The 26726-nt window shown below is 34.1% G+C and carries 30 protein-coding genes; 13 read left to right on the top strand and 17 right to left on the bottom strand.

Annotated features, from left to right (window positions below):
• Positions 1-3 precede the first annotated feature (3 nt).
• From KI430_RS03970 to KI430_RS03955, 4 genes are read right to left on the bottom strand one after another with little or no spacing between them, the layout of a single operon-like run.
• Positions 4-318: a hypothetical protein gene (locus KI430_RS03970; protein ID WP_248876975.1), complete on the bottom strand. Its 315-nt coding sequence runs from the start codon at positions 316-318 to the stop codon at positions 4-6.
• Positions 318-1286 (bottom strand): iron ABC transporter permease, encoded by a 969-nt coding sequence (locus tag KI430_RS03965; protein ID WP_248876974.1) that lies wholly within the window; start codon positions 1284-1286, stop codon positions 318-320. Before KI430_RS03965 ends, KI430_RS03970 begins: the two co-directional genes overlap by 1 nt.
• A 12-nt stretch (positions 1287-1298) precedes the next feature.
• A complete protein-coding gene (locus tag KI430_RS03960) occupies positions 1299-1934 on the bottom strand; it encodes a TlpA family protein disulfide reductase (protein ID WP_248876973.1) in 636 nt (211 codons plus the stop codon).
• Between the two features lie 4 nt (positions 1935-1938).
• Positions 1939-2646: a hypothetical protein gene (locus tag KI430_RS03955; protein ID WP_248876972.1), complete on the bottom strand. Its 708-nt coding sequence runs from the start codon at positions 2644-2646 to the stop codon at positions 1939-1941.
• A gap of 206 nt (positions 2647-2852) precedes the next feature.
• Between KI430_RS03955 and KI430_RS03950 the strand changes: the two genes are divergently transcribed.
• The 10 genes from KI430_RS03950 (at position 2853) to KI430_RS03905 (ending at position 10419) form a co-directional block, all read left to right on the top strand.
• Positions 2853-3983, top strand: coding sequence for a 2Fe-2S iron-sulfur cluster-binding protein (locus KI430_RS03950; protein WP_248876971.1), 1131 nt, complete (start codon positions 2853-2855; stop codon positions 3981-3983).
• Positions 3983-4606 (top strand): vancomycin high temperature exclusion protein, encoded by a 624-nt coding sequence (locus KI430_RS03945; protein ID WP_248876970.1) that lies wholly within the window; start codon positions 3983-3985, stop codon positions 4604-4606. Before KI430_RS03950 ends, KI430_RS03945 begins: the two co-directional genes overlap by 1 nt.
• A gap of 20 nt (positions 4607-4626) precedes the next feature.
• Entirely contained in the window at positions 4627-5187 is a 561-nt protein-coding gene (locus KI430_RS03940) for a hypothetical protein (RefSeq protein ID WP_248876969.1), read from the top strand.
• Between the two features lie 147 nt (positions 5188-5334).
• Complete coding sequence (locus KI430_RS03935; RefSeq protein ID WP_248876968.1) at positions 5335-5838, top strand: hypothetical protein; 504 nt, start codon at positions 5335-5337, stop codon at positions 5836-5838.
• Positions 5839-5935: 97 nt separating this feature from the next.
• A complete protein-coding gene (gene udk, locus KI430_RS03930; protein ID WP_248876967.1) occupies positions 5936-6553 on the top strand; it encodes a uridine kinase in 618 nt (205 codons plus the stop codon).
• Positions 6554-6555: 2 nt separating this feature from the next.
• The gene (locus KI430_RS03925; protein WP_074234744.1) at positions 6556-6906 is read left to right on the top strand and encodes an FtsB family cell division protein; all 351 of its coding nucleotides are present in this window, start codon (positions 6556-6558) and stop codon (positions 6904-6906) included.
• A gap of 121 nt (positions 6907-7027) precedes the next feature.
• Complete coding sequence (locus tag KI430_RS03920; protein ID WP_248876966.1) at positions 7028-8182, top strand: methylmalonyl-CoA mutase family protein; 1155 nt, start codon at positions 7028-7030, stop codon at positions 8180-8182.
• The gene (locus tag KI430_RS03915) at positions 8182-8628 is read left to right on the top strand and encodes a DinB family protein (protein ID WP_248876965.1); all 447 of its coding nucleotides are present in this window, start codon (positions 8182-8184) and stop codon (positions 8626-8628) included. Before KI430_RS03920 ends, KI430_RS03915 begins: the two co-directional genes overlap by 1 nt.
• A gap of 84 nt (positions 8629-8712) precedes the next feature.
• Positions 8713-9732: a pseudouridine synthase gene (locus KI430_RS03910; protein ID WP_248876964.1), complete on the top strand. Its 1020-nt coding sequence runs from the start codon at positions 8713-8715 to the stop codon at positions 9730-9732.
• 42 nt (positions 9733-9774) lie between these two features.
• Positions 9775-10419 (top strand): alpha/beta hydrolase, encoded by a 645-nt coding sequence (locus KI430_RS03905; protein WP_248876963.1) that lies wholly within the window; start codon positions 9775-9777, stop codon positions 10417-10419.
• 35 nt (positions 10420-10454) lie between these two features.
• On the opposite strand, the gene KI430_RS03900 is transcribed toward KI430_RS03905, so the two are convergent.
• The 8 genes from KI430_RS03900 to KI430_RS03865 all read right to left on the bottom strand — a co-directional run bounded on the left by KI430_RS03900 (position 10455) and on the right by KI430_RS03865 (position 18788).
• The gene (locus tag KI430_RS03900; RefSeq protein WP_248876962.1) at positions 10455-12848 is read right to left on the bottom strand and encodes a hypothetical protein; all 2394 of its coding nucleotides are present in this window, start codon (positions 12846-12848) and stop codon (positions 10455-10457) included.
• Positions 12849-12995: 147 nt separating this feature from the next.
• Positions 12996-13382: a DoxX family protein gene (locus tag KI430_RS03895; protein ID WP_248876961.1), complete on the bottom strand. Its 387-nt coding sequence runs from the start codon at positions 13380-13382 to the stop codon at positions 12996-12998.
• A gap of 165 nt (positions 13383-13547) precedes the next feature.
• Positions 13548-14321, bottom strand: a complete 774-nt coding sequence (locus KI430_RS03890; protein WP_248876960.1) for a DUF1223 domain-containing protein — start codon at positions 14319-14321, stop codon at positions 13548-13550.
• A 141-nt stretch (positions 14322-14462) separates the two neighbouring features.
• Complete coding sequence (locus tag KI430_RS03885; protein WP_248876959.1) at positions 14463-15230, bottom strand: LytR/AlgR family response regulator transcription factor; 768 nt, start codon at positions 15228-15230, stop codon at positions 14463-14465.
• Positions 15211-16227 carry a sensor histidine kinase gene (locus tag KI430_RS03880; RefSeq protein WP_083531699.1) on the bottom strand — a complete coding sequence of 339 codons (1017 nt, stop codon included), beginning with the start codon at positions 16225-16227 and terminating at the stop codon, positions 15211-15213. Before KI430_RS03880 ends, KI430_RS03885 begins: the two co-directional genes overlap by 20 nt.
• A gap of 204 nt (positions 16228-16431) precedes the next feature.
• The gene (locus tag KI430_RS03875) at positions 16432-16869 is read right to left on the bottom strand and encodes a hypothetical protein (protein ID WP_248876958.1); all 438 of its coding nucleotides are present in this window, start codon (positions 16867-16869) and stop codon (positions 16432-16434) included.
• Entirely contained in the window at positions 16869-17846 is a 978-nt protein-coding gene (locus KI430_RS03870; protein ID WP_248876957.1) for a heme-binding domain-containing protein, read from the bottom strand. The genes KI430_RS03875 and KI430_RS03870 overlap by 1 nt, the downstream gene beginning before the upstream one ends.
• Positions 17847-18041: 195 nt before the next feature.
• On the bottom strand, positions 18042-18788 hold the full coding sequence (locus KI430_RS03865) for an SDR family oxidoreductase (RefSeq protein ID WP_248876956.1): 747 nt from the start codon (positions 18786-18788) through the stop codon (positions 18042-18044).
• A gap of 103 nt (positions 18789-18891) precedes the next feature.
• Here KI430_RS03865 and KI430_RS03860 point away from each other — a divergent pair, with 103 nt between their 5' ends.
• On the top strand, positions 18892-19230 hold the full coding sequence (locus KI430_RS03860) for a winged helix-turn-helix transcriptional regulator (RefSeq protein ID WP_248876955.1): 339 nt from the start codon (positions 18892-18894) through the stop codon (positions 19228-19230).
• Positions 19231-19632: 402 nt separating this feature from the next.
• On the opposite strand, the gene KI430_RS03855 is transcribed toward KI430_RS03860, so the two are convergent.
• The 3 genes from KI430_RS03855 to KI430_RS03845 all read right to left on the bottom strand — a co-directional run bounded on the left by KI430_RS03855 (position 19633) and on the right by KI430_RS03845 (position 23558).
• Positions 19633-21852: an NADP-dependent isocitrate dehydrogenase gene (locus KI430_RS03855; protein WP_248876954.1), complete on the bottom strand. Its 2220-nt coding sequence runs from the start codon at positions 21850-21852 to the stop codon at positions 19633-19635.
• A gap of 142 nt (positions 21853-21994) precedes the next feature.
• Positions 21995-23101 (bottom strand): hypothetical protein, encoded by a 1107-nt coding sequence (locus KI430_RS03850; RefSeq protein ID WP_248876953.1) that lies wholly within the window; start codon positions 23099-23101, stop codon positions 21995-21997.
• Positions 23102-23108: 7 nt separating this feature from the next.
• Positions 23109-23558 carry a T9SS type A sorting domain-containing protein gene (locus KI430_RS03845; RefSeq protein WP_248876952.1) on the bottom strand — a complete coding sequence of 150 codons (450 nt, stop codon included), beginning with the start codon at positions 23556-23558 and terminating at the stop codon, positions 23109-23111.
• A 96-nt stretch (positions 23559-23654) separates the two neighbouring features.
• On the opposite strand from KI430_RS03845, the gene tpx reads away from it, so the two are divergent.
• Together tpx and KI430_RS03835 are read left to right on the top strand one after the other, a co-directional pair.
• Entirely contained in the window at positions 23655-24152 is a 498-nt protein-coding gene (tpx, locus tag KI430_RS03840; protein WP_248876951.1) for a thiol peroxidase, read from the top strand.
• Between the two features lie 65 nt (positions 24153-24217).
• Entirely contained in the window at positions 24218-24790 is a 573-nt protein-coding gene (locus KI430_RS03835; RefSeq protein WP_248876950.1) for a Crp/Fnr family transcriptional regulator, read from the top strand.
• Between the two features lie 47 nt (positions 24791-24837).
• On the opposite strand, the gene tatC is transcribed toward KI430_RS03835, so the two are convergent.
• Both tatC and KI430_RS03825 read right to left on the bottom strand, forming a co-directional pair.
• Entirely contained in the window at positions 24838-25656 is an 819-nt protein-coding gene (gene tatC, locus KI430_RS03830; RefSeq protein WP_248876949.1) for a twin-arginine translocase subunit TatC, read from the bottom strand.
• 73 nt (positions 25657-25729) lie between these two features.
• Positions 25730-26689, bottom strand: a complete 960-nt coding sequence (locus KI430_RS03825; protein WP_248876948.1) for an SIS domain-containing protein — start codon at positions 26687-26689, stop codon at positions 25730-25732.
• Between the last annotated feature and the right edge of the window lie 37 nt (positions 26690-26726).

Raw genomic sequence — 26726 nt, 5'->3', positions numbered from 1 at the left:
TGATTATGGATTTCTTAGATTTAAAATCATCAAAATTTTTGGTAATAAAAGAAATATGATAATTGGAACTAAACTTAAAAATAACCAAATATATTTTTGTTTTAAAATTTTAATAATTGTAATTATACTTAGTACTAAAGAACCAATCATTGATACTGGAAATGCAAAAAATAAATACCAGCTATGAGCTGTAGAATAAACCCAATGTTTTTCTTGATTAATACGAAATATATTAGAATATTCCATAAAAGAAAAACTTAAAATAAATAAGAAGATATTTATAATAATTAGTCTTTTATATGTTTTAATATTTCTCATCACTTATTACTTTTCATTAACATGAATAATATCACAGGAATTCCAAAGAATGTCGTGATAATATTAATCGGAAACTGACTCAATTCTGATATAATTGAGAAAACCTGCATAATGAAAACACCCAAAATCATATTCAAAATCCATTGATGCCAAAGTTGGGCTGGATTCCAGATCATTCTGCAAAAATGCGGAACCACAACGCCTATAAATAAAATCGGTCCTAAAAAAGCCGTAACCGAAGCAGAAAGTAGAGAAGAAGCTACAATAATGCTGATTTTCAGTTTGGATTGACTGACTCCGAAACTCTGTGCATAAGCTGTTCCGAGAGCATTTCCAATTAAAGGTTTTATAGATTTGAAAGTGAAAATCAGTCCAATAATGATTAAAACTGTAAGAATAGAAATCTGAATCAAATTCGCCTGATTATTCGCTCCAAAAGTCCAGAGCATATAATTCTTTAAACTTTGACTCTCCACATAAAACTGAAGAAATGAAACAACAGCGCCAGCCAAAGCCGAAATCAAAAATCCGAAAATAATGATGAAACTTTTATCCCGAAATCGATTCGAAAATAATAGTAAAATCATCATCAGAACAACACTTCCGGTGATTGAAGATAAACTGATAAAACTATTTTGTAGAAAATCAGGAATCAGAATATTCTGTGAAAAGAAAATATAAAATGCCACAAACAAACTGGAAACCGAAGTGATTCCCAAAACATCAGGACCTGCCAAAGGATTTTTAAAATATTCCTGCAAAAGAAATCCGCTTGTAGGAATTGCGATTCCAGCTAAAAGCATTGCCAAAGCACGATTGATCCTGAATCCGGCAATTTGAAAATTCTCACATTCTGAATTAAAAAAATCAGAAAAATTCAGTTTTGCAAAACCAATATTAAGGTTGATGAAAAATGTAATAATCGCTAATACGATTATCAATGTTACCAGAACAGGAAAACGTTTCATCAAGAATAATACTTATTTCAAAGATTTTTTAGGACCGGCAATTCCAACTTTTTCTTTATTCTCAACAACTTTTGTAGTAGAATTGTGGGTCAATAGTTTTTCGATTTTCTCATTGAGCATTTCCTCGCTCATAGAACCAACCGTTTCGTCAGATTTATCGCCTTTTCTAATCAAGGTAAATGGAATAGCGCCTCCATCCCAAGATTGGAAATTTTGCCTGAAAAATTCTTGATTCAAAAGTGTTCCGTCTAAAAGAATAACATTTTCTCTAATGTTATATTCATCCGCAAAATCGCTGACATCTGTCGCCCAATCGGTTTTGTTATCCAGACTTACAAAAGTGAATTTCACAGGTTGATTGGCCAATTCTTCCATCTTTTTTCTGAAAAAAGGAATCTCGTGCATACACGGCCCACACCACGTTGCAAAGAAATTAGTCACATAAAGCGTATCCGAATGATTCGATTTTAAAGTTGTTGAGATTGTTTCTGGAGAAAACTCTTTCAATTGCGCAACATCCGCTTCGGTTTTTGTAGGTTCAACTTTTATTGAATCTTCTTTTGCCTCTACCTCGGCAACTTTTTCATCGTTCTTTTTACAAGCTAAAAGACTGATTGATAAGATTGAATATATAAATAGTTTTTTCATAATTCTAAGGGTTAAGCTTCCCAACAACAGTTAATTTATCAAAAAATATGCGTTTGTCATTTTTGAATTTGGTGGTAAAATAATATGTATTGCTATCAAAAACAATAATTTCCATATCAAGTTCATCACCGATTTTAGACTTTGATTTTTCTTTTTTAAAGTCCTTCAACACAGATTTTGTTAGACAGGGATTTTCCTTATATCGAATAATATCCATCAGATAATAATTATCGTTTGTAATATCTTTTTTCTCTGTCTCGTAGACCAATATTCTTTGTTTATCAAAAGTAAACGGAGAAATAGACTCGAGTTCAATGTTACGGTAATCATTACATTTTTTTAATAAATTACCTTCATCAAATTGATATTGAATCATTGGCTTTATAGATGAAATCATTTTCTCACTCAAGGTTGAAAAATGTACTTTAATTTCTTCATCAGTCAAAATAGAAGAGTCAATAAATTTCCAATGCTTATCATATTCATCAAAAACTCCAACCATAGAATATTCTTTTACAACTTTTCCATTGGGTGTTTTTGTGAGTACAGCTTTTGTAATTGAAGATTGATATTTACCATTGAACTTAACAGGACTGCTAATATTTTTAAAATAGATATAGGTTATACTATCAGATTTTAATTTGGATTGTGCCTGATTTGTTTTAATTCTTTTTAGCAAGTCTTCTTCATTGACCTTGATATTGTATGACAAATAATTGACAAATTTTGGAAGGTTATTATAAAATAGAAATTTCATTTTATACAGGTCAGAATCCAAAATTTGTTCTCGGGACTGAGAAAATAAGAAATTAGATAGAAGAAATAAAAGTAAAATCAATTTTGTTTTCATATTTTTTAGTAGAACTGATAATTTGATATTTTTCTTTTGTCAATTTTCATTAAATTTGATTCTTGACAATGAAGAATCAATTAACAATCGCGAATCAACCTCAGTTTCACAGGCTAAAAATAGCTAAAAAACGACAATTGACCAAAAATGCTTTTGCGTTGAAATTGGAAATTCCTGAGGAATTAAAATCGCAATATCGATATCAGGCTGGACAATATGTAACATTGAAATACCACTTCAATGAAAAGGAAATTCAGAATGATTACTCTTTTACGTCAGCACCCTTTGAAAGTAAAATTGAACTGGCAATCAAAATTAATGGTGACGAAAGCTCCACCCAATTTCTATTTCAGAATTATCATATTGGCGATGAAATCTCAGTAAGTGAACCTTTGGGACGATTTTTCATTCCCTCCAGACCTAATGAGAAAAGAACAATTCTGGCGTTTGCTTCCGGAATTGGAATAACACCAATTTTTAGTCATATTAAGAATATCCTCCACGAAGAACAATTTACCAGAATTTTCCTTTTCTATGGCAACAAAAGCTTTGAAGATATTGTTCTGAAGCAGGAATTAGAAGATCTGCAGAAAGAAAATGTCGGAAGATTTGAAGTTTTTTATTTTTTGTCGCAAGAACCCATTAAAGACAAACTTTTCCAGGGTCGATTAGATGAAAAGAAAATTGCTTTAATCATCAATCAAATCCTTCATCTCGACGAAGATGATGAAGAATCTACGATTTGGGATAGTACAGATAAGGTTTTGATTTGTGGTCCGGGCGCGATGATAAAATCTGTCGCCAATGCTTGTTACAACCACGGCATTCCGAAAAAAAATATTCATTTTGAATTGTTCGAAGCTTTTAACGATGATATCTATCCAACAGAAAAAGAATTTCCTTTGATTGAAAATGTGACTGTAAAAATCAAATTCAATCATATTGAAAAAGACGGAATTATTCTAAAAAATAATGAACGGAAAATACTTCAGCAGTTATTGGATTTGGGTTATAAATTGCCTTATTCCTGCAAATCCGGAATCTGTGGAAGCTGTCTTTGTTATCTGAAAAATGGGGAAGTGGATATGACAGAAGATGAATATTTGACAGAAAATGAAAAACTTCAGGGAAAAATTTTGCCTTGCGTTTCCATTGCAATGAGCAAAGATGTATCTTTAGATTTTGATTTGTATAACTAATGTTGAAGAAGGTTGCTAATTTTCTGAAGATTATTTTCAGGCTTGTAGAGCTGGGGATTTTGCTATTGATTTTAGCAAACTTCTGGGTTGTTGCTCTTACAAGTGGAAGAACATATACGAAAATCAGCAAAGTTCCATCAAGAGATTGCGCTTTGGTTTTAGGGACATCTCCTAAAATGCGTTCAGGTGTTGCCAATCCCTATTTTACGGCAAGAATGGATGCGGTCGGAACACTTTATCATCACGGAAAAATCAAGAAAATTATTGTTAGCGGCGAGAAAAGTGAAAATTATGATGAGCCAGCCGCTATGAAACGTTTTTTAGTTTATACAGAAGGCGTCCCCGAAAATATTATTATTGAAGACCCGAAAGGCTTCAACACTCATAAAAGTATTTTGCGTTGTAAAAATGTTTACGGTCAAAAAAATGTGATTATCGTTTCACAAGGTTTTCATAACCTCAGAGCCTTATTTTTTGCTAGAAATAATGGGATGAATGCTCTTGGATTCGACGCTCAGGATGTCAGCAAAAATGAAAGTTTCTACAGAAATCACACCCGTGAATTTTTTGCCAGAGTTTTGGCTGTTTTCTATTATATTTTGGGGATTTCTCCTGAAGAGTAAATGAATCTTATTGATTGAAAATGTATAAAATATTTTCTATATTAATTCTATTATTTTTTCTAAATTCTTGTAATAAAAATTTCACCAAATTACCAGAAAAAGAAACTTATGATGAAGAGTTATTAAAGTCTATTATTCCGATTAAAAATGTTGAATATTGGCAAGTTGACTATGTATATGGTATTTCACCTGAAAAAATATTTTCTAATGGTAATACAGAACTTGCAAAGCTAATTCCTATTCCTGAAGCTAAAACAGGAAATGGATTCTTTTCAGGATGTCAACCGAGTTATTGTAATTATAGAATTCTATATTTAAAAAATAAGAATTGGTATTTCGTTCAAAGTATAGAAGAACTGAGAGAGTTTATAGGAAAAATTGATAACGAGAAGGAAGCTTTTTTGATTGCGCGAATTAACGATTATGATATCGATTATAAATCTTCAAAAGGTAATGGTTTTCTAAAAACGAATTATGGTTATAAACTTAAAGTAAATAATATAATAGTTGTCCAGAATCTAAAGAAGCGTTTATTGTATCTGTACAAAAGGATGGAAAATTATCAAAATTCAAAGATTTAGGATATTACTATAAATCTAAAAACTGTATAGTTTACTAAATTGTCTTCTATTTTGAATAAAGTGATTTTATAATTAATTCAATCTTGGCAGATTCTTTGTAATTTATTTGTTAATACAGACAATGTATAACTTATAAAATCGAAGAAAATGAAAAATTCAATCAAAATAATATTAGCTGCTTTTGCAATGAGTATGGTTTCTTGTGTTGCGGCAACAGATTCATACAGTTATAATAATGATCCTTATTCTATGGGTTATTCAGATGGTTATAGAGACGGTTATTATCAGTCTCCTGATGGTTATTGGTATGCGCCAAACGTTGTTTACTTAGATTATAACAACAATTATTACAGAAATGGAGTTGTGTATAAGTCTAATTCCAGACTCCGAAATAACATTGTGATTTCGCCGAAAAGAAACTCGATGCATAACGAAAATATCAGAATTAAGCCTGTTAGAAGTCAGAGAAACAGTGGGATGATTAATACCAATCAAAATAATGTGAGAACACAACCTGCCACCGGAAATCAAAATAATATTAGGGTTCAGCCAACAAGGAGAAATCAGAATAATATAAGAACATCACCGCAAAAACAGGTTCGACCTCAAATTGAAACACGTTCTACCGAAAATAGTGGAAGAAGAAAATAAAAAAGAGCTGCATATTGCAGCTTTTTTTGTGTAAGTAATTTTCAGTTTTATTTGATTCTGAAAAAAAAATTATAGTATTTTTGTAAAAAATGTAGAGATGCTCGTGATTGGTATAGCCGGAGGAACAGGTTCCGGAAAGACAACTGTTGTCAATAAAATTCTTCAACAACTTAACTTGGAAGGTGTTAATGTACTTTCTCAAGATAATTATTACCACGACAATCCTAATTTAACTTTATCAGAAAGAGAGGTTCTCAATTATGACCACCCAAAATCAATTGATTTTGACCTGATGTTAGAACACGTCAAGGCGCTCAAAAATCATCAGAGCATAGAACAGCCGATTTATTCTTTTGTCACGCATTCCAGAACGGGCGACCACGTAACAGTTGAACCAAGAAATGTTTTGATTGTAGAAGGAATTTTGGTTTTGACAAGTAAAGAATTACTGAAAGAATTTGACCTGAAAGTTTTTGTTCATGCGGATTCTGACGAGAGATTAATCCGTAGAATTCGCAGAGATACGCAGGAGAGAGGTAGAGATTTGCAAGAAGTTTTGCATAGATACCAAACGACCCTGAAACCGATGCATCAGGAATTTATCGAACCTTCTAAAAACGAAGCCGATTTGATTGTTCCGAATATGAAGCAGAATTCTGTAGCGATTGATTTCTTAACTACTGTGATTAACAATTCACTTAAAAAAGTTCATTAATTATGAAAGAACTAATCAAAGATATCAAGAAAAAATCGCCGACACTCAAGTTTTTCCAGACTTACGTGTTTAACAAATATGTTTTGACATTGGTTGGATTTTTGGTCTGGATGATATTTTTTGACAGCACTTCTTTTTTGGTTATCAACGAGCTGAACGGTGAAATAAAACGCTATGAAAGCCAACGCGAATTCTACAAGACAGAATACGAAAAGAATGACAAATTCTACCGTAAACTGATGAATAACAAGCAAGAAAAAGAAAAATACGCCCGTGAAAATTACTTTATGAAAAAACCGAACGAAGAGATTTTCATTTTGGTAGTTGACAGTTCCAAAATCGCAAAAAAATAAATTGATATAAAAACCTTTTCTGACTTGAAAAGGTTTTTGATTTTTATAAATACTTTTCTGACAAATTTTACACTGCCTTTGCTGTGAAATTTGTACTTTTCAAAACAAAAATTTTTCAAAGATGAGTGGATTTGACAATTGGGAAAAGCTGGTTCAAAAACAATTGAAAACAGATGATATCTATGCAATTCTTCAAAAGGAGAATCTGGAAAATATTACGGTAAAGCCTTATTATCAAAACAATTCTGAAACAAAAATTCTTCCAAAAGTTGAAGAAAGCACATATCTTGTCGCCGCATATCAGGATGGTTTGGAAGAACAGGCTTTTGCTTTTCTGTTGAATGAAAATGTTGAAGGCCTGGAAGAAAAAGCACTTTTCGTCAACAATCCGGATTTGGCTGAACATATTTTGACCGAAGAAACCAATCGATATTTTTCTTTGATTGATGTTTTTTCCGATGATAAAACTGCGGAAATCAGTGAACATCTGGCTGGTGAACTATTGTCAAAAGCTTTCGAAAGACAGATTGGCATTGATGTCAGTTTGCATCAAAATGCCGGAGCTTCCATCATTCAGCAATTGGCTTTTGCACTGGCTAAATCTAAAGATTTGGTTGAGAAATTAGGTGCGGAGATTCTTGAAAAATTGGTTTTCCGATTTGCAATAGGTTCCAATTATTTTTTTGAAATTGCTAAAATCAGAGCTTTCAAATATCTGTTCAATCAGTTGTCTAAGGAATTTGAAAAAGACTTGATACCCTATATTTTTGCAGAAACTTCATTCCGAAACAAGTCTAAAAATGATTCAGATAATAATCTGATTCGTTCCACCTTGGAATTAGCTTCAGCGATGATTGGAGGCGCAGATGCGGTTTTTTCTAATGACTATAAAATAGAAAATCACACAGAACTTTCTAAAGAAATCTCTTTCAAACAACAGATTGTTTTAGCTTACGAAAGCATCATTAATGTTTTTGAAGATGCATCTTCCGGAAGTTATTTCGTAGAAGATATTACACAACAATTGGCTGAGAAATCTTGGAAATTATTCCTTGAAATCGAGGAAAAAGGTGGTTATCTTGAACTTTTGAAATCAGGCGAAATTCAGAAAATGATATTCGAGCAAGCTGTGAAAGAACAAAGTTGGGTAGAAGAAGGGAAAATTAAAATCATTGGTATTAATCTTTATCCAAAATTAGAAAAGAAAAAAACTGTTGATGAACTTTATAATTCTAATGAAATAAAAGCTGTTCGTTTGGCTGAGATGTTTGAGTGATGAAAGACCATTTTAAAGACCTTTTAGAATATAATCTGCATTTCAATCAATTGCTGATTCAGAATTTTCTGGAGAATAATTCTGTGTGGTCGGAGAAAGGCAAGAATCTCCTCAATCATATTCTGAATGCCCATCAGATTTGGAATGCAAGAATCCTTAATCAGGATACATTCGGAGTTTGGCAAATTAATGCTGATGAAAAACTTTTGGAAATCAATCAATCAAATTTCGAAAACAGTATTAAAATTCTTAACGAAAGAAACCTGGATGAAATCATTACTTACAAAACATCTAAAGGACAGGAATTCAATAATTCGATTCAAGGGATTTTATTTCATTTAATCAATCACTCCACTTATCATCGTGGTCAGGTTGCAACGCAGATGAAGGAAGCTGGTTTGGAACCTATCGCTACGGATTATATATTTTTTAAGAGAAATCATTAAGTACCTAATTCTCAATTTTCGTTAAAATCAATCCATAATTCGGAACTCTTAACTAAATCACTATCTTTGCAAAAATTTTAGAAAATGAGCGGAGACGGAAATCAATCAGGTAGAAACAAAAAACCAAGACCATCTGGGGGCAGCAGACCTTCCGGAAACTCCCGTAGCTCCAGCGATAGCAGAGGAAATTCTGGAAGTGGAAAATCTTTCGGAAATTCCCGTGGACCTAAAACTACAAGAGGCGGAGATCGTTTCGACAGTAGAGACAAATACGAAAATGGCGATAGAAAATTTGGACCCAAAAAACCTTTCAACAGAGCTGAAAGGGATGAAGACAAAACGAAATCGTTCATCCAAAAAAGAAGATTCGAGAAAATAAGTAAGGAGGTTTTCAAAGATACTATCCGACTTAATAAATATATAGCTAATTCAGGGATTTGTAGCAGGAGAGAAGCTGATGAATTGATTACGCAAGGTCTTGTAGAAGTGAATGGAAAAGTGGTAACTGAAATGGGTTACCAGGTTCAGAAAACTGACCGAGTAGTTTTTGACGGACAAAATATTACACCTGAAAAACCGGTTTACGTTCTTTTGAATAAACCAAAAGGTTATATCTCTACAACCAAAGACGATAAAGCAAGAAAAACTGTTATGGATTTGACAGCGAATGCTTCGCCTTACAGAATTTTCCCTGTTGGAAGATTGGACAGACAAACGACTGGTGTTATTCTTTTGACCAATGATGGTCATATGACGAAAAAGCTGACGCATCCATCATTCAATATGAGAAAAATCTATCACGTGACGTTGGACAGAAAATTGACAAACGATGATATGAAATTGATTGGTGAAGGTATCCGTCTGGAAGAGGGTGTTGCAGAAATCGACAGTATTTCTTTCATCGAAGGAAAACCAAAAAATGAAATTGGAATAGAACTTCATATCGGATGGAATAGGGTAGTTCGCAGAATTTTCCAAAAACTGGGTTACGAAGTGGAAGCGCTTGACAGAGTAATGTTTGCAGGATTGACCAAGAAAAATATTAAAAGAGGACACTGGAGAATCCTAACGGAACAGGAAGTGAACAACCTTAAAATGTTATAAATTAAAAGACTGAAATTTTTCAGTCTTTTTTTATATTTATATATGAATAAAATTTATGCTTTCAGTGGTTTAGGCGTTGATAAGAGAGTTTATGATAAGATAGATTTTGGAACTTTGGATGTAGAATTTATTGACTGGATTCAACCTCTTGGAAATGAAAATTTAGAAAATTATGCTCTTCGGATTTCTGAGAAAGTAACTCACGAAAATCCAATTCTCATCGGTCTGTCTTTTGGCGGAATGTTATCTGTCGAGATTTCAAAAATCATTAAAGTCAAAAAAATAATTCTAATAGCTTCTGCAAAAAATAAATTTGAACTTCCTTTTGCTTTTAAACTCTCAGGAAAATTAAAGCTGAATCAATTGCTCCCGAATTCAATCTTAAAACATCAAAATTTCATTCTTAATTGGCTATTCGGAATTGAATCGAATGAAGAAAAACAATTACTAAAAAGCATTCTTCAAGATACAGATTCAAAATTTTTAAAGTGGGCCATTAACGAAATTGTAAATTGGAAAAATGAAATCTATCCTGAAAATTGTATTCATATTCACGGAAGTCAAGACAGAATTATTCCTATTAAAAACGTAAAAGCTGAATTTGTCATTGAAAATGGTGGACATTTTATGACAGTAAATAAAGCTGAAGAGATTGAAAAGATCATTTGGAACTTAATCAAAAAATAAAAAGACTTCCCAATTCTGAAAGTCTTTTCTATAAATTATTTCACTTCATTGTAATAAAGCATCTTATCATCTTTATCAAAGCTAATGATAATGATTTCCCTGTTTTTTGCATCATCATTATTGAAGAATTTCGCTCTTGGTGCTAAGCTGCCTTCTTGTGACAGCTTAGGATTCCAGTATAATGTTTCTCTCGTATCAGTTTTTATTTTCTTGTAAGCATCACTTGTGATATCGGGTAATTCGAATTCAATTGATTTATCATAGCCTCGCAACACTGTTTTATTGACTTTTTCAGTGGTTTTATCTTCTTCTGACAACATATTTCCTCTTTTGGTGTAGATTGCAATAGCATTTGAAACCAAGCCGCCAGTTTTAATCACTTTCACCATCGCAATATTACTAACAGGCAAAGAACTAATCATACTTGCATCTGTAGGCATTTCGTCCAAAAATAAACTGGCTTGTGAACCACGAATAGATGGAATATAATTTCCCGAACTATCCATTGTAAAAGTTACACCTGCAACTCTACCTTGCAGCCATTGTAAAATATTGAAAGAAGATTGAGCATCTTTGTTATCATTCACAAAGTCAAAAATTGTAGCGTCCATACTGCTGAATCTTCCGCTGGATAATTCCTTGTCCAATTCTGCTTTTTTATCAACTTTTTTAGCGGTTACCTTTACTTCTTCGATTAAAGTTTCTTCGTTCGCTGTTTTTAGCGTTTGCTGATTTTTCTTATTCTGAAGCGCTTTTGCAATAGCGGGATTAGAAGTTGAACCAGAATTCACCAACTGATAATTGGTGGGAGGAAGGTTACTTTTATAAGGAATATTAGAAACCAAAGATTGGAAGCTGATATTTAGATTATCACTTTCTGAGACTTGCTTTTTATCTTTATTAAGGTAATAAGAAATGGTCAAAGGTTCATCAAAATAGATATTATCCAGATAAATATAACCATTATCATCCGTCATAGCTGGAACAAAACTTTTGTCAGAATTTTCAGTTTTTAATAATAGATTGATGCTTTTATTAGGCAAGAAACGTCCATTATTAGTCACTTTTCCTTTGAAAGAAAGATTATTTTGAGGCTTGTAAGCGAATTCTGGAGTCTTCCCAGATAGAAGAGCTTCCCAATCAAAACGTTTCCATTTTTCTGAAATTAACAATGCATCAAAGGCTTCAGGATTGGCAGTTTTCCCAAAATATTGAGACGGATTGAAAATAGAAGAAGTGAAATCTCCGGTTAACCATTTCGCACTCAATAAAGTGTTTTCATTTTTACTTTCAGAAGGCTGATTTTCTCTTACCAATACCGTATAGTTTGTATAATCTTCATTGGGTTCGATATCAAAGCTGTTGAAAGCCCTAGGTTCATTATTTAATGAAAAATTCAAAGTCGGTTCGTCTAGATTCAGTTTTTTTGGATTGACGAAAAATAATCGTTGCGCGACAGGATTTTGTTTCTCATCAAAAATCGTAATATTCAGAACCGCAGTTTCATCATTGCTAACCTTTGTTGGAATAATGCTGGAAGCTTCATTATTTGGCGTTTTAATATTCGCTCTGTAAACCATTACATTATTGATGGTTCCAACGATGGAATAACCTTGTAGACCTTGTGGCAAAGCCGTTCCTTTGATTTGATAACTGATTCCCTTTGGATCATTGACTAATTGAAGATTGATTCCTGAATTTGCAACTGCTGGCAAAGCGATCGTTTGTTTTGTACCTTTATTATCTTCAACAATGACTTTATAAGTTTTACCAAATTTTGGAGTAATCGTAAAAATTCCAACATTCTTATCCAAGCCTTTAAAAATTGTCAATTTCTCATTTGGTTTCTCAGAATCGATAACATAACCACTCCAACTTTCCGGCGGAATACCTTCTGAGTAAAGTCTCACAGCAAATTTGGTCGAAATATTATCGATGAAAGTTCCGCTTTCTGGAAAAGCATTAGCAGTCCATTTTGTATTTTTATTAAGGATCAATTTCTGCTCAGAATTCGGATTGTAAATCGGAACTTGTTTCATAAAATTAAATTCCTCAGGGAAATTTGCCATCCAGGTTGTATAAGCTCTGAAGTAGTAGACATCTTCTTTCAAAGCTTCGGTCAAAGCAAAAGAACCATCACCTTCACCGTTTTTTAGAGCAATTGTTCTCTTATCAACCAGATTTTTGCTATGGTCATATAACTCCACAAATAACGTGGTAGAAATGGTTGAACGACCGTAACCGTTGAATACAAAAGATTTGAAATAGATATTGTCACCTACGACATAATTGTCTTTATCCAACAAAACATAGACTTTTTCCTGCGTATAATTTTGTTCCAGATTCTGGACGGCTTTGTCTATTTTGTCCTGCGCTTTAAATTGCATCATCCCAACAACATAAAGAAAAAATATAAATGATTTTCTCATACTAAAAGCTTGTAAATATTAATTTATTAAACCTACCAAAATTACAATATTTCTTTGTGCCATTGCTCCTTTCGACTATTTTTTAAGATACTTTATGATAGTAAAAACCAACTCCCAATGATGAGAGCTGATTTTAGTTCAAAAATTTTAATTAAAGCTTAGTCTAGGGGTGTACAATTTTCTGAACATCAGATACGTCACCGAAAGCACTGTAAAAGCGACAATCGCATCAATCGTTGCAGGAAAGCCAAGTACGACGATTTTTGAAAAGAATGCGAAAATAATATCAAAGAACATCCCTGCGAAAACCCATTCTTTCAATCGCAATAATCGGTTGGGAAGTAATAAAACCAGAATTCCTGATAATTTGAATACGCCTAAAATGTAGATAAAGTGTGGCGGATAGCCTAATTGTCGGGTAATGTCCCATACTACAGGATTTTTTGTCAGTTCAAAAAAGCCGCTCGCTCCGAACCATAATGACATAAAAATTGCGCCTGACCAGAAGATGATTTTTGTTGTTTTTGTTTTCATTTTTTTATTGTTTTAAATTGTTGATATTTTGAATTTTTTAATTGAATTTTTCCAAAGTTTTCTGCGAGTTGTCATTCTGACGAAGGAAGAATCTCAACCTTGAATAATAGATTCTTCACTCCGTTTTGTTCCATTCAGAATGACAGAAAAACTGTTGATTTATGTTTAGAAAGAAGCTTCTGCAGATCCTACAATCGCTCCACTTTTCACATTTTGAATCATTCCGATAATTTCCCAGTCGTTGGTATTGAAATTTGCTGGAAGTTTGAAAGTTGTAGTTCCTTCAGGATAATTTTTCAAAGAAATCTGATTTTGCTGATGAACAATCTGCCAATGGATTAAATGACGGCCTTCATTTTCACCTTTCTGTACATTGGTAGACGATTTTTTTTCAACCAACGTGATTAACAGCTTGTTTTGAGGATTGTTTTCTTGAACTTTAAAATTTACATTAATTTCTTTCTCAGAAACTTTAGCGGATAAATCAATCTTGGCATTGTTATCATTCAATAAAGCGGTTTGAATGGCATTTTCTACGGCATCACGGTCAGATCCGATGAATTCTTTTTTACCGTTCACGATCAGCTGCGGCGTGTAAACCTGTGAGCGTAAAGTCTGTGCATATTGCTGTTGACGCTTAGAATTTTCCACACTGCTGAACTTATCTTTCCAACCCAGATTATTCCAGTAATCGACGTGATAGGCGAGGATGTAGACAGGCTGATCTTTGTACTGCTTTTCAATTTCTCCCATCAGCTGATCTGCCGGAGGACAGCTCGAACAGCCTTCTGAAGTGAAGAGTTCCAAAACGGCAAAACCATTGTTGTTTGACGTAGAATTCTGAAGGGTTTCTTCTGCTTTATCGGTGCAGGAAAATGCTGAAACGGTGAACATCAAGGCTACGAAAGCGGCTGTTCCTATTAGGTTTTTAAGTATCATTTCTTTTAATTTGATTCAAAAGTAGATACCTTTCGGGCGCAAAAGAATACAAAAAAGGTTCAACCGGACAAAATGAAAGGTGAACCTTGAAAATATAAACCTGAATTTTTTTGATAAATGATGAAAACGGGAAAATGGAAGTTAACGGTCTTCCAGCCAGGTGAAAAAACTATGCGTCTTTTCTTTATTAATTAAAAGCTTTTCAGGGGTTTCAATAATTAATTTAACCAATATTTTTCGCTGAAAATAATGCTCCATTTCTTTGATGGCCTTAAAATTGACCAAATACTGTCGGTTTACCCTGAAAAATTGTTTATCAGAAACCTGTTCGGCAACCTGTCCCAAAGATTGAGTCAGCTGAAACTGTTCTTTATCAAAAGTTACGAGATGGGTAATCTCGTTGTGAATATAGAAATAAGCAATGTTTTCCGTAAGAATCGTCGTATATTTTTGATTTTTAAAAACCAAGAAACTGCTTTTGCTTACCGGTTGTGGCTGATTTATGTTTTTTAACAGAGCTTCTAAATCGGGAAGTTCATTTTTCTGAAAGAATTTTTTTAATTCATCCACTTTTCTCAACGCCTCCGCAATGTCTTCTCTGGAGAAAGGTTTTAACACATAATCGACGCCTTTACTTTTAAAAGCGTCTAACATATATTGGTCGAAAGCGGTGCAAAAAACCACCGGACAAGTAATTTCGATCTGCTTGAAAATTTCAAAGGAAAGTCCGTCTGACAGATGGATATCCATAAAAATCAGATCGGGTTTCATATCCTTTGACAACGCTTCGACACTCATTTCGATGCTGTCGTAAACGCCAAGGATTTTAGCGTCCGGTTTTAAGTCTAATATTAAATTCTGAAGCGATTTTGCCGCCCGGAATTCGTCTTCAATGATGATGATATTCATTAATAAATGGGAGTTTTATTTGAAAAGTTTTTTCGTCTGAATTAATTTCTATTTCCTGTTCTACAAGATGTTTGTAGCGTAGTTTTACATTATCAAGCCCAATTCCCAATGAATCTTCAACGGTCATTTTCTTCTGAATTGGATTTTCAATAATTAATTTATTTTCAGCATTATAAATCCTGATGTGTAAAGGCTTGCTTTGTGAAACTACATTGTGTTTAATGCAATTTTCAACTAATAATTGTAAGGTAAAAGGTGGAATTAATGTTTTTAAAACATCATTATTGAGTTCGTTCGTCAAGGTAATTCCATCCCCAAAACGGGCTTTTTGCAGGAAAATATATGAATCGATAATTTTCATTTCTTCCTGAACGGTAATCAAGTCTAATTTTCTGCTTTCTAAGGTAAATCTATAGAAATCGGAGAGTTTCATAATGAAATCAACCGTTTCAGAATCATTGGTTTCCGCCATTGATTTTAATGTATTTAGGCTATTAAAAAGAAAATGAGGATTGATCTGTTGTTTTAATAATTCAAACTGAGCTCCGAGATTATCACTTTTTACTTTTTCCAGTTCCAATTGAACCTGCTGCCCAGTGTAATTGTTTTGAAGCAAGGTTAAAAACATATAGCAAACAAGGTTGATTAAAATCCCGCGAACCTCGACCATCAGCATCGTTGGGCCAAAATTTATGTGTGACAAAATAAGCTGCTGTACCCAGGCCAGACCAAACATCACGACCATTCCGAAAGCCAGGATCACCATCAGCCTCGAATACGAAATCTGCTGCCTTCTCTTTCCTGAACTTTGATTGAGCATATAAATGTTGAGATACCACATAATGATGGAAAAAGCCGCTGTGATAGCGGAATTCACGACTGCTTCCTTCCAGTTGAAAGCGTGGGAAGCGAGCTGCGGAACCGAAGATAAAGCTCCCAAAAAGATGGAACTTATCCAGATGACGGCTGGTGAAATTTTTATTTTTTGCTGTTGCATCAAACTGCGAATTTTAAAAATGTTAAGGTAGGTAAAATGCGTTGAATTTAATAGTGAATTGTGAATTTTGCTGGGCAAGTCAACTGTTAATCTTCAAAATGGAAAAATTCACAAGCGAAGCGAATTGACAATTCAGATTTCACTTTACAAAAATCCAGAGCCGATTGCTCAACTCTAGATCTTCGCATTTCACTTTTACTGTTATTATGGTCTTACGACGGGGTTGTAACTCATTATATATTTTATTCTTTCTTCTTTATTTGTAGGGTTATTCTCGGTTTGGGAACCTGTTTTTAACTGATAAGAAATATTTCCGTTTTTATCGGTTTTCAAAGTTTCTACGCTTATTAACTCTCCGTTAATGGTTCCACCGATATATTGCGGATTTTCGTGATATTTCCAGGTCACTAATTTAAATTCTGAATCAGGTTTTGGCTGATGGTTTTCCTGTAAAGATTTCAGAGCTTCCTGATTTCCGTATAAGGCAGATGATGTTTCTTTCACCGTATTTAAAGATGTTGAGAGAAATTTCAAATTTCCTGGGTTGAAAATCACACGGTGTAAATCTTTATCCGGTTCGTCGATTTTGCAGGCTGTGAATAATGCACAAACAGACATCGCGATCAATAGTATTTTTTTCATTATTTCTGAAGGTTTTTAATTAATCTTTCGGTATTTACTTTCATAGGAACATCAAAAAGATATCCTGTTTTTTCTGCTAACTGGCGGTGACAGGCGATGCAGGATTCTCTGGCAAAATCTGCTGTTTTTCCTGTGGGATGAAGATCCGGTCCTGAAAATTTCGCAAATCCCCAACCTTCGGTATCGGTATATTTTTTCGAATCTTTAACCATAAATTGTGCGTTTACAAATTCTCCGGCTCTGATTTCTCCATCGGCTAATTTTTCCTGCTTCCAAACTGATTTTACAACCATACTTCCATCCGGCCACGGGTGAAAATTTTCTGTTTCAATGGCTTTTACAGCAATATCATTTCCGTAAATCACTCTCACCGAATTGTCAAAAAGGGTACTCATACTGATGACTTTCCAGTTTTTATAATCGTCGGTATATTTTACGCCGTTGGGTGAAACCGGAAATTTTGAAGGCGTATTATTTTCAGAGATTTTAATATTTTGATGAATAATTTTTTCTTCTTTTTTTGCAGGATTTGCACTGGCTAATGAAAGGGTGTATTTTTTAATGACATCAATATCCTGTTGTGTAATTTTTGCAGACGGATGAAGGAGCGTGTAGTTATGTAGCGGCATTTTTCCGCTTTGCATCATATTAAGAATAGCATACATATTTCCCTTATGTTCCGCCGGAGACACATCATATTCTGAGAAGTTAAGAACTTCTCTGGCTCTTTTCACATCTTTGTTTACTGCCCAGGAAATGGGAGCGATTTTATCATACCAGCTCAGATTTTGCTGATTTGAATGACAGTTGAAACAGGAATTTTCCAAAATAGAGATCACTTCACGAGGTGCTTCAATTTGTTTTGTTGTTGCTTTCCCTTCCAATGGCTGATTGAAAATCTGTAATCCTCCAAAGATTCCCAAAATCACCAGAAAAGCAATGGCAATGGGACTTTTTTTCTTTTTTACCGTATCCATAATAATTCGTTTTTTTAATTTTTATGATTCAAAAGTAGATGCTTATGTGCAGTTTTGAAATCGAAGATTAGGCGAACCGGACAAATGAATAGGTGAATCCGTATTTTTTGAAGTTGAATATTTGATGGAAAATGCAGCGGCTGGAAGTTTGAAAAACTTCCAGCCGCTGCATTCCAAGTAATAAAAAAAATTGGATTATAAAATCATTCCGCCATCGATAAGGATTTCAGTCCCCGTCATAAAGCTTGCCACAGAATTGTCTGATAAGTAAACAACAGCTTTGGCAACATCTTCCGCAGTTCCCATTTTTTGTAAAGGAATTCCGCTGATCAGCCATTCATCAAGACCTTCCAGGGTTTTTTCGTCCAATCCGGCTTTTGTCATAATTTCTGTTTTTGTCGGGCCTGGACTTACCAAATTTACTCTGATTTTCCTTGGTGCCAATTCGGCAGCGGCTGTTTTTGCAATAGAATTTAGAGCTGCTTTACTTGCCTGATAAATCGAGCTGTTGGGTTTGGAAGTTGTGGCAACATTCGATGAAAGGAATACCACCGAAGCGCCATCGCTCAGTAGAGGAATAAATTTACTCAAAGTAAAATAAGCTCCTCTGAAATTAATACCCATCACATTGTCAAAATTTTCAGCACTCATATTTTCGATAGAGCCTAAAGTTCCTGTGATTCCTGCATTGATGAACAAAATATCTACTTTTCCAAATTGTTTTTCAACATCAGCTTTTAACGTTTCAATATCTTCCAGTTTTCCCTGATCGGCTACAAACGGAATGGCTCCCAATTCTTCCGCAGCTTTTTCAACAGCTTCTCTTCGTCTTCCTGTGATGATTACTTTTGCTCCATTTGCAATTAATTCTTTTGCGGTTGCATATCCAATTCCGCTGTTTCCGCCCGTTACGATGGCTAATTTGTTATTAAATGTACTCATTGTTTTAAAATTTTTGACAAAATTATTGCAAATTGATATACTTTTGTAACCAGTATCACAGAGTATATCAGTATCATCAATGATATCATTTAACTTTGCAATTATGGAAAGAGATCAGACAGAAGAGCTTAGAGCTTTACAGGACACCCTTTATTTCATTGGCGGAAAGTGGAGAATTCCTGTTATCAACTCGCTTTGTAACGGTAACAGACGTTTCCGTGAGATTGAAAGAAGTATTCCGGGAATTACTACAAGAATGCTTTCAAAAGAATTGAAAGAAATGGAAATGAATAAGCTGGTTAAGCGAAATGTTTATCCGGAAACTCCTGTTTTAATTGAATATGAACCAACGGAATATTGCAGAACGTTTGGAAATATTATTCAGGAAATGATTATTTGGGGAAGGGAGCATCGAAAGGTGATTGTGGAGGATAAAATTTAGTTTTCTTAAATACAAATTTTCACAAATGATATTGTTAAATATCAGTAGGAACGGGCTTTAGCCCGTTTCCATTTTTAAATACAATCTATTTGGCTTTAGCCAAAACTTAAAATTTATAATGTACTATGAAATTCATCTCTCCGAAATTAGATTATTACGGAAATTTTTATTTTAAACCATTAAGATTTTTATTAAGGAATTTAGAATATTAAGATGAGCTTTGCTTTTAGCATTGTGCTTATAAAAAATCAATTTGATTTTTCTTAATTACTTACTAACTTAAATGTTCTTAATGGTTGAAAAATTCAGCAATCAAATTGTTCCATTAGTGTTTAAAAAAAGTTTAGACAAACAAAAAAGCCCCTTAAAAAAGGAGCTTTTCATCTATATCAAGATCGAGAATTAGATTCCGTCGATGATTTCATTTAAAACTGTGCTTGGTCTCATCGCTGCATACGTTTTGTATGTATCCGTTTTGTAGTAACCTTCAATATCCTGTGGTTTACCTTGAGCACCAATGAGTTCAGCATTGATAACTTCTTCGTTTTCTTTCATTGCTTCCGCAATTGGAGCGAATTGTTGAGCCAATTCAGCATCGGCAGTCTGATTTGCCAATGCTTCTGCCCAATACATTGCTAAGTAGAAGTGAGAACCTCTGTTATCGATTTCTCCAACTTTTCTTGCAGGAGACTTATCAGTCGCTAAGAATTTAGCATTCGCTTCATCCAATGCATCCGCTAAAACCTGAGATTTTGTATTGTTTTGAGTTTGTGCCAAATGCTCTAAAGAAGCTTGTAAAGCTAAGAATTCACCTAAAGAATCCCATCTTAAATAACCTTCTTCAATAAATTGTTCAACGTGTTTTGGTGCAGAACCACCAGCACCAGTTTCGAACAAACCGCCACCGTTCATCAAAGGAACGATAGACAGCATTTTTGCAGAAGTTCCTAATTCCAAAATAGGGAATAAGTCAGTCAAATAGTCTCTCAAAACGTTTCCGGAAACAGAGATGGTGTCTTTACCTTCTCTTGCTCTTTTAAGCGTTTCTGTCATTGCATCTTTCACATCAAGAATTCTGATATCAAGTCCGGTTGTATCGTAATCTTGAAGATATTTCTCAACTTTTTTGATGATTTCTCTGTCGTGTGCTCTTGCTTTGTCCAACCAGAAAATGGCAGGAGTATCAGACAATCTTGCTCTGTTCACAGCTAATTTTACCCAGTCTTGGATTGGCGCATCTTTAGTCTGACACATTCTGAAGATATCAGATTTTTCAACTTTTTGTTCCAAAAGTACGTTTCCGTTTTCGTCAATAACTTTTACAGTCCCGTCAGCTTCAGCTTGGAAAGTTTTATCGTGAGAACCATATTCTTCAGCTTTTTGAGCCATTAGACCAACGTTTGGAACAGAACCCATTGTTGTTGGATCCAGTTTTCCATTAGCCTTCATATCATCAATAGCAGCCTGATAGAAACCTGCGTAAGAACGGTCTGGAATAATTGCTACTGTATCATCTTCAGCACCAACTTTATCCCACATTTTTCCGCCGTTTCTGATTAATGCAGCCATAGATGCATCAACGATGATGTCAGAAGGAACGTGGAAATTCGTGATTCCTTTGTCAGAGTTAACCATTGCGACTCTAGGTCCGTTTTCAAGAGCTTTTTCGATGTCAGCTTTGATTTCCGCTTCCTGAGGAATTCCGGCAATTTTATCGTAAAGGTTTTGTAATCCGTTGTTTGGATTGATGTCCAGAGATTTGAATGTCTCGGCATATTTAGAGAAAACATCTTTGAAGAACGTCTCAACAATAGCTCCGAAAATAATCGGGTCAGAGATTTTCATCATTGTCGCTTTCAGGTGCGCAGAAAGAATGACACCTCTTTGTTTTGCTTCATCAATTGCTGTCTGAACAAAATCTTTCAATGAGTTAAGATTCATTACAGAAGAATCAATTACTTCACCGGCCTTAAGGTTTGCGAAATCTTTAAGAACTTTCTCAGAACCGTCATTCCCAAAGAAAACAATCTTGAATTTAGAATCATTTTCAACAGTGGTAGAAGTTTCTGTTCCGTAGAAATCTCCGCTGGTCATATGCGCAACATCGGTTTTGCTATCAGCTGCCCAAGCTCCCATTTTGTGAGGATTAGCTTTGGCATAGTTTTTAACAGCTTTTGGCGCGCGTCTGTCTGAGTTTCCTTCTCTAAGAACAGGATTTACGGCAGAGCCCAGAACTTTAGCATATTTGGCTTTGATTGCTTTTTCTTCTTCAGTTTTTGGTTCAGCAGGATAGTTTGGAACTGCGAAACCTTTGGATTGTAATTCTGCAATAGCCTCGTCTAATTGGGGAACAGAAGCAGAAATGTTTGGTAATTTAATAATGTTCGCTTCCGGAGTTGTTGCCAATTCACCAAGTTCCGTTAAAGCATCTCCGATTTTTTGGTCATCAGTCAAGAACTCTGGAAAGTTAGCTAAGATTCTCCCCGAAAGTGAAATGTCTTTTGGAACAATGTTAACGTCTGCAACCGAAGTAAAAGCCTTAACGATAGGCAAAAAAGAATGCGTTGCAAGCATTGGCGCTTCATCCGTAAGCGTGTAGATAATTTTTGATTTTTCTGACATTATAGTAGTTGATTTTATTTACTGTTTTTTCAAAACATACAAATTTAGTGATTTTTATAATAATTTTCTAATATCAGAAATATGATTTTTGAGTGTTTTTCTTGTTAATTAAAATAAAAAAAGAGGCATTTGCCTCTTTTAGTTATAGCTTAGTTACAGTATATGTTCCAGTCCCATCAAAATTCAACTTAAATATAACCGAAAAGTTTTGAGAAGAAGAATTAGTGCCAGGGAAACTTATAAAATCTCCGTTAATATCTAAATTACCATCACTTAGATTATCTCCCAAACTCTCATTAGGAAGAGATATTTTAAATTTATTACCATATGTATTTGTGACCCCAAATACAAAAAAACTAAACTGATTTGTTGCTTCATCGTAATAATTGAATAACACATTAGGACTACCAGTATTAAAATACAAAGACGGTGTGAAATTATTAAAATTTACACTATAGAATACATTTCCACCACTTACACCAGTTACATTTAACTTCACCTGATAAAAACCATTTGAATTTATAAGGTAGTCATTTCCATTTGGTATAATATCACTGCCTGTACTTGTTCCATAAATTTGCGCTCCAGAATTTTGACCAGCTGCAAATTTGATTTTACTATTTGCAGCCAAATATTTATAGCCAATTTTATCACCAGAGCTTAATCTAAGCAATTCCGCACTTGCAGTATTATATGAGTTATATGACCCAAGCATATACAGATTTGTAGGAATTGTTGAGTTAGTTGAACTAGAACTTGTGGGTAAACTTAGTGTTCCAGAATCACTTACATTTAAAGTATAATTTGTTCCATTTGGAGAAACCAAAGTAATTCCTTGTCCCGGACCAGTCACAACAGTTTTGCTAACCTGAGCATAAGGTACACTCATCAACTGATTCACTCCAACATTCGTATAATTACTTCCTCCAGCTGGGTCCATTTCAACTTTTACAAATTTTGTATTCGTTCCCCAATTGATTCCACCGAAGTTTCCTATAGTCGCAGTTCCTTGTCCGATATTAAGATTAACCAAACCTTTAGAATTGGTTGTTTTTGTATGGGTCTCAGTATATAAAACAGTTCCTGATGCAGAATTGTCTAGAATGCTGATTCTTAAATTTACATTTCCATTAGCAATTGGCGCACCTGCAGAATTGAAGGCAATTGTTTGATAACTGAAAGCCTGTGGAACCTGGGAATAAGCTAATGAAGCTAAAAATAAGCTTAAAGCGATGTAGAGTTTTTTCATTTGGTTTTTATTTTTTTATAATTTTTATAGGTTTGATGTCTGTGTTGGTGAAATAAAGTAGATAAATTCCTGTATTTAGGGAACGTAAATCTATCTTATCCGATTCTACTTTTGTTTTTAAAATAATTCTGCCTGAATTGTCGTAAATAACAGCTTCGTCAATTTTAGTTTTTGAGCTTAATTTTAGATTGATAAAATCGGTTGTTGGATTAGGATAGATTTTAATTTCATCCTTCAAAATTTCATTAATACCTAAAACCTTTAGAGTAGTTTGGTATAGGATTCCCAGTGTTCCGGAATTTGCATCTTCCGGATTAGATGGTATTACATAGATTTCTCCTACAGAATGGTTGAAAGAATTCTCAGAAACAGCACCGGAGTTAATATTTCCAATGACTGACTGAGCACTTCCTAGCAAAGGAAAAATCAGTAATACACAAAAATTTAATTTTCTCATTGTGTTTATAATAATTTGAGTGCGAAAATATGAAAATTTGTTAATGTTATTTAAATTAAAAATATCTAATTTTGAGTCTTAATAAAAAATAAAACAATGTCACAAATTACATTCAAAGGAAGTCCTATCAATACTGTAGGAAGTTTGCCAGAAGTTGGAACTGTTGCTCAGGAGTTTACCTTAGTTGGAGCAGATTTATCGGAAAAGCATTTGGCAGATTATACAGGAAAAAAAGTATTACTGAATATCTTCCCAAGCATCGATACAGGTGTTTGCGCTGCGTCTGCAAGACAATTCAATAAAGAAGCTAGTTCTTTGGAAAATACTGTTGTTATCAACGTTTCAAGGGATTTGCCTTTTGCGCTTAACAGATTTTGCGCTGCCGAAGGTCTTGATAATGTAGAGGTTTTGTCAGATTTCAGAGGGAATTTTGGAGAAGATTATGGCGTGACTTTGGATGATTCTCCATTGAGAGGTTTGTTGAGCAGAGCAGTTGTTGCTTTGGATGAAAAAGGAACTGTTATTTACACAGAACAAGTTCCAGAGATAGGACAGGAGCCAAATTACGCAGAAGCTGTAAACGCTTTGAAATAATTTTAAAATTAAATCAATCATATTAACGGGAAATCTATTACTTTAGATTTTCCGTTTTTTAATTTATGGACGTATTAAAAAGTATCTATCAGCATCCCGCATTTTCAGAAGAAGACCTTAACCTAATCTTCGATAAACACGATAAATTACAATTCAAGAAAGGGGATTTTTTTCTGAAAGAAAATGAAATTTCCAATGCTTACTTTGTTTTGGAAAGCGGTGTTGCACGTTCCTTTGTTTATGATACAGATAATAATGATATTACAATTAATTTCTTTACAGAATTTGACATCATCATAGAAGCTTCGTCTATTTTCCAAAGAATTCCTTCGATAGAGAACATTCAGGCAGAGACAGATTGTTTGGTTTGGAAAATCAATTACGAAGATTTTCAGGAGTTATTTTTGACAATCCCAGCATTGACGGAATGGGGAAGAGCGTGGATGTCTTATCAGTTATTTTATCTTAAAAACCGCTCCGTAGAAATGATAACCAAATCTGCAACAGAACGTTATCTGGACTTAATTCAAGAAAAACCTGATGTTCTGAAATTCGCGCCACTTAAAAATGTAGCTTCTTATCTAGGTATTACAGATACATCACTCAGTAGAATTAGAAAAGAGATTGTAAAAGGTTAAAAAAAATCAGCAATAATAATTGCTGATTTTTACTTTATATCTGAGTTTTAATTTTCGTTTTTAAGATTCTTTTTCTGCATTTTCTTATAAATGACATTGGACATTATCACACTGATTTCGTAAAGTAAAACCAGAGGAAGTGCTGCCGCCATCATACTCAAAACATCAGCAGGAGTGATAATTGCCGCAACAACCATAATCAAAACAATAGCGTGTCTTCTGTATGTTCTAAGGAATTTTGGAGTCAAGATTCCAATGGATGTTAAGATATAAACAGCAATGGGAAAAAGAAAAACTACACCCATTCCCATTGTGACTTGTAAAAATAGAGTCGTATAATCTGACAAATCAAACAACTGAACGATATTATCAGAAACTTTGAACAACAAACCAAAATTGATTGCAAAAGGTAAAATCAGAAAATAACCTGTAAGAACTCCGGTCATAAATAACATCCAAATCGCATTGATGTAAAAAATCGAATTCTTTTTCTCATTAGGCATTAGAGCAGGACTGATGAATTTCCAGATTTCCCAAACGATATAAGGAAAAGCTAAAACAACACCCGAAAAGATAGAAACTGCCATCATTACATTGAACTGTTGAAACAATTGTTTCTGTTGAACACTGAATTGTGCTGGCAGAATAAAACTGTCATTGCCCGTCAACTCTCTGGAGAAATGATTCACAATCCGGAAAGTCAAAAAATCATTTCTTGTAGGACCAAAAAAGATATGATCCATCACCCAGTTGATATTGAACCCAACAATAATGGCTAAAATGACAATCGCTAAAATAGATCTTACAAGGTGTGACCTCAGTTCTCCAATATGTCCAAGGAAGGACATTTCCTTTTCTTCGCTCATCTTTTTTATAAATGATAAATTATGATTGATAAATGATTTTGATTTGAATCTTTTACCTTTTTTTCTTGTTTCTTTAATTAATACCTTCGTCTAATAACGTGTGAATGTCTATGATACCGAAATATTTTCCATTATCAGTTACAATTAACTGACCTATGTTGAATTGTTTCAAAATCTGCATAGCTTCTTTTGCTAATTGATTTTTATCGATGGATTTTGGATTTTTACTAATGATATCAGAAGCTTTCACTTTAGAAATGTCGTCTTGATTCAGGAGCATTCTTCGGATGTCACCGTCTGTGATAACGCCCATTATCTTTTCGTTTTCAATAACGACTGTAATCCCGTGTTTTGAACCGCTGACAGAAATAATCACATCTCTGATTCCTGATTCTGGAGAAACCTCCGGTTTGTTCTGGGAAACAAATTGTTCCACTTTTGCCGTCAGATTCTTACCCAGACTTCCACCCGGATGGAATTTAGCAAAATCGATATCTTTAAACCCGTTAATCTCCATTAAACAAATTGCTAAAGCGTCTCCTAAAGCCATTTGAACTGTTGTAGAACTTGTAGGCGCTAATTTATTAGGACAAGCTTCTTTTTCTACGTGTGTATTCAGAATGATGTCAGAAGCTTTTCCCAGTTTACTTTCAGGGTTTCCGGTCATTCCGATTAAAGCGGATGAATATTCTTTAAGGAAGGGTAGAAGATTCACAATCTCTGGAGAATTTCCAGAATAAGAAATGCATAAAACCACATCCTGTTTCTGAATCACACCAAGATCACCGTGTATAGCTTCGGCAGCGTGAAGGAATTGTGAAGGTGTTCCCGTAGAATTTAGCGTAGCGACAATTTTATTAGCAACGTGCGCAGATTTCCCAATTCCAACAATAATCAATTTTCCTTTGGCTTCATTAATAGTCAAAACGCTTTTTATGAAACTGTTATCCAATCGGTTTCTGAGATTGTTCAACTCACTGATTTCTATATCCAGCGCCAGATGGGCATTTGCTATTATCTCTTTTGGATCCAAAACTTTTAAAGTATTTAATTATTTTTTTTAATAATAT

Origin of the sequence: Epilithonimonas zeae, from assembly GCF_023278365.1 — a bacterium.
Classification (GTDB): Bacteria; Bacteroidota; Bacteroidia; order Flavobacteriales; family Weeksellaceae; genus Epilithonimonas; species Epilithonimonas zeae_A.
Note: the sequence above shows the minus strand (reverse complement) of the source record. Positions and strands in the feature narration are given on the sequence as shown.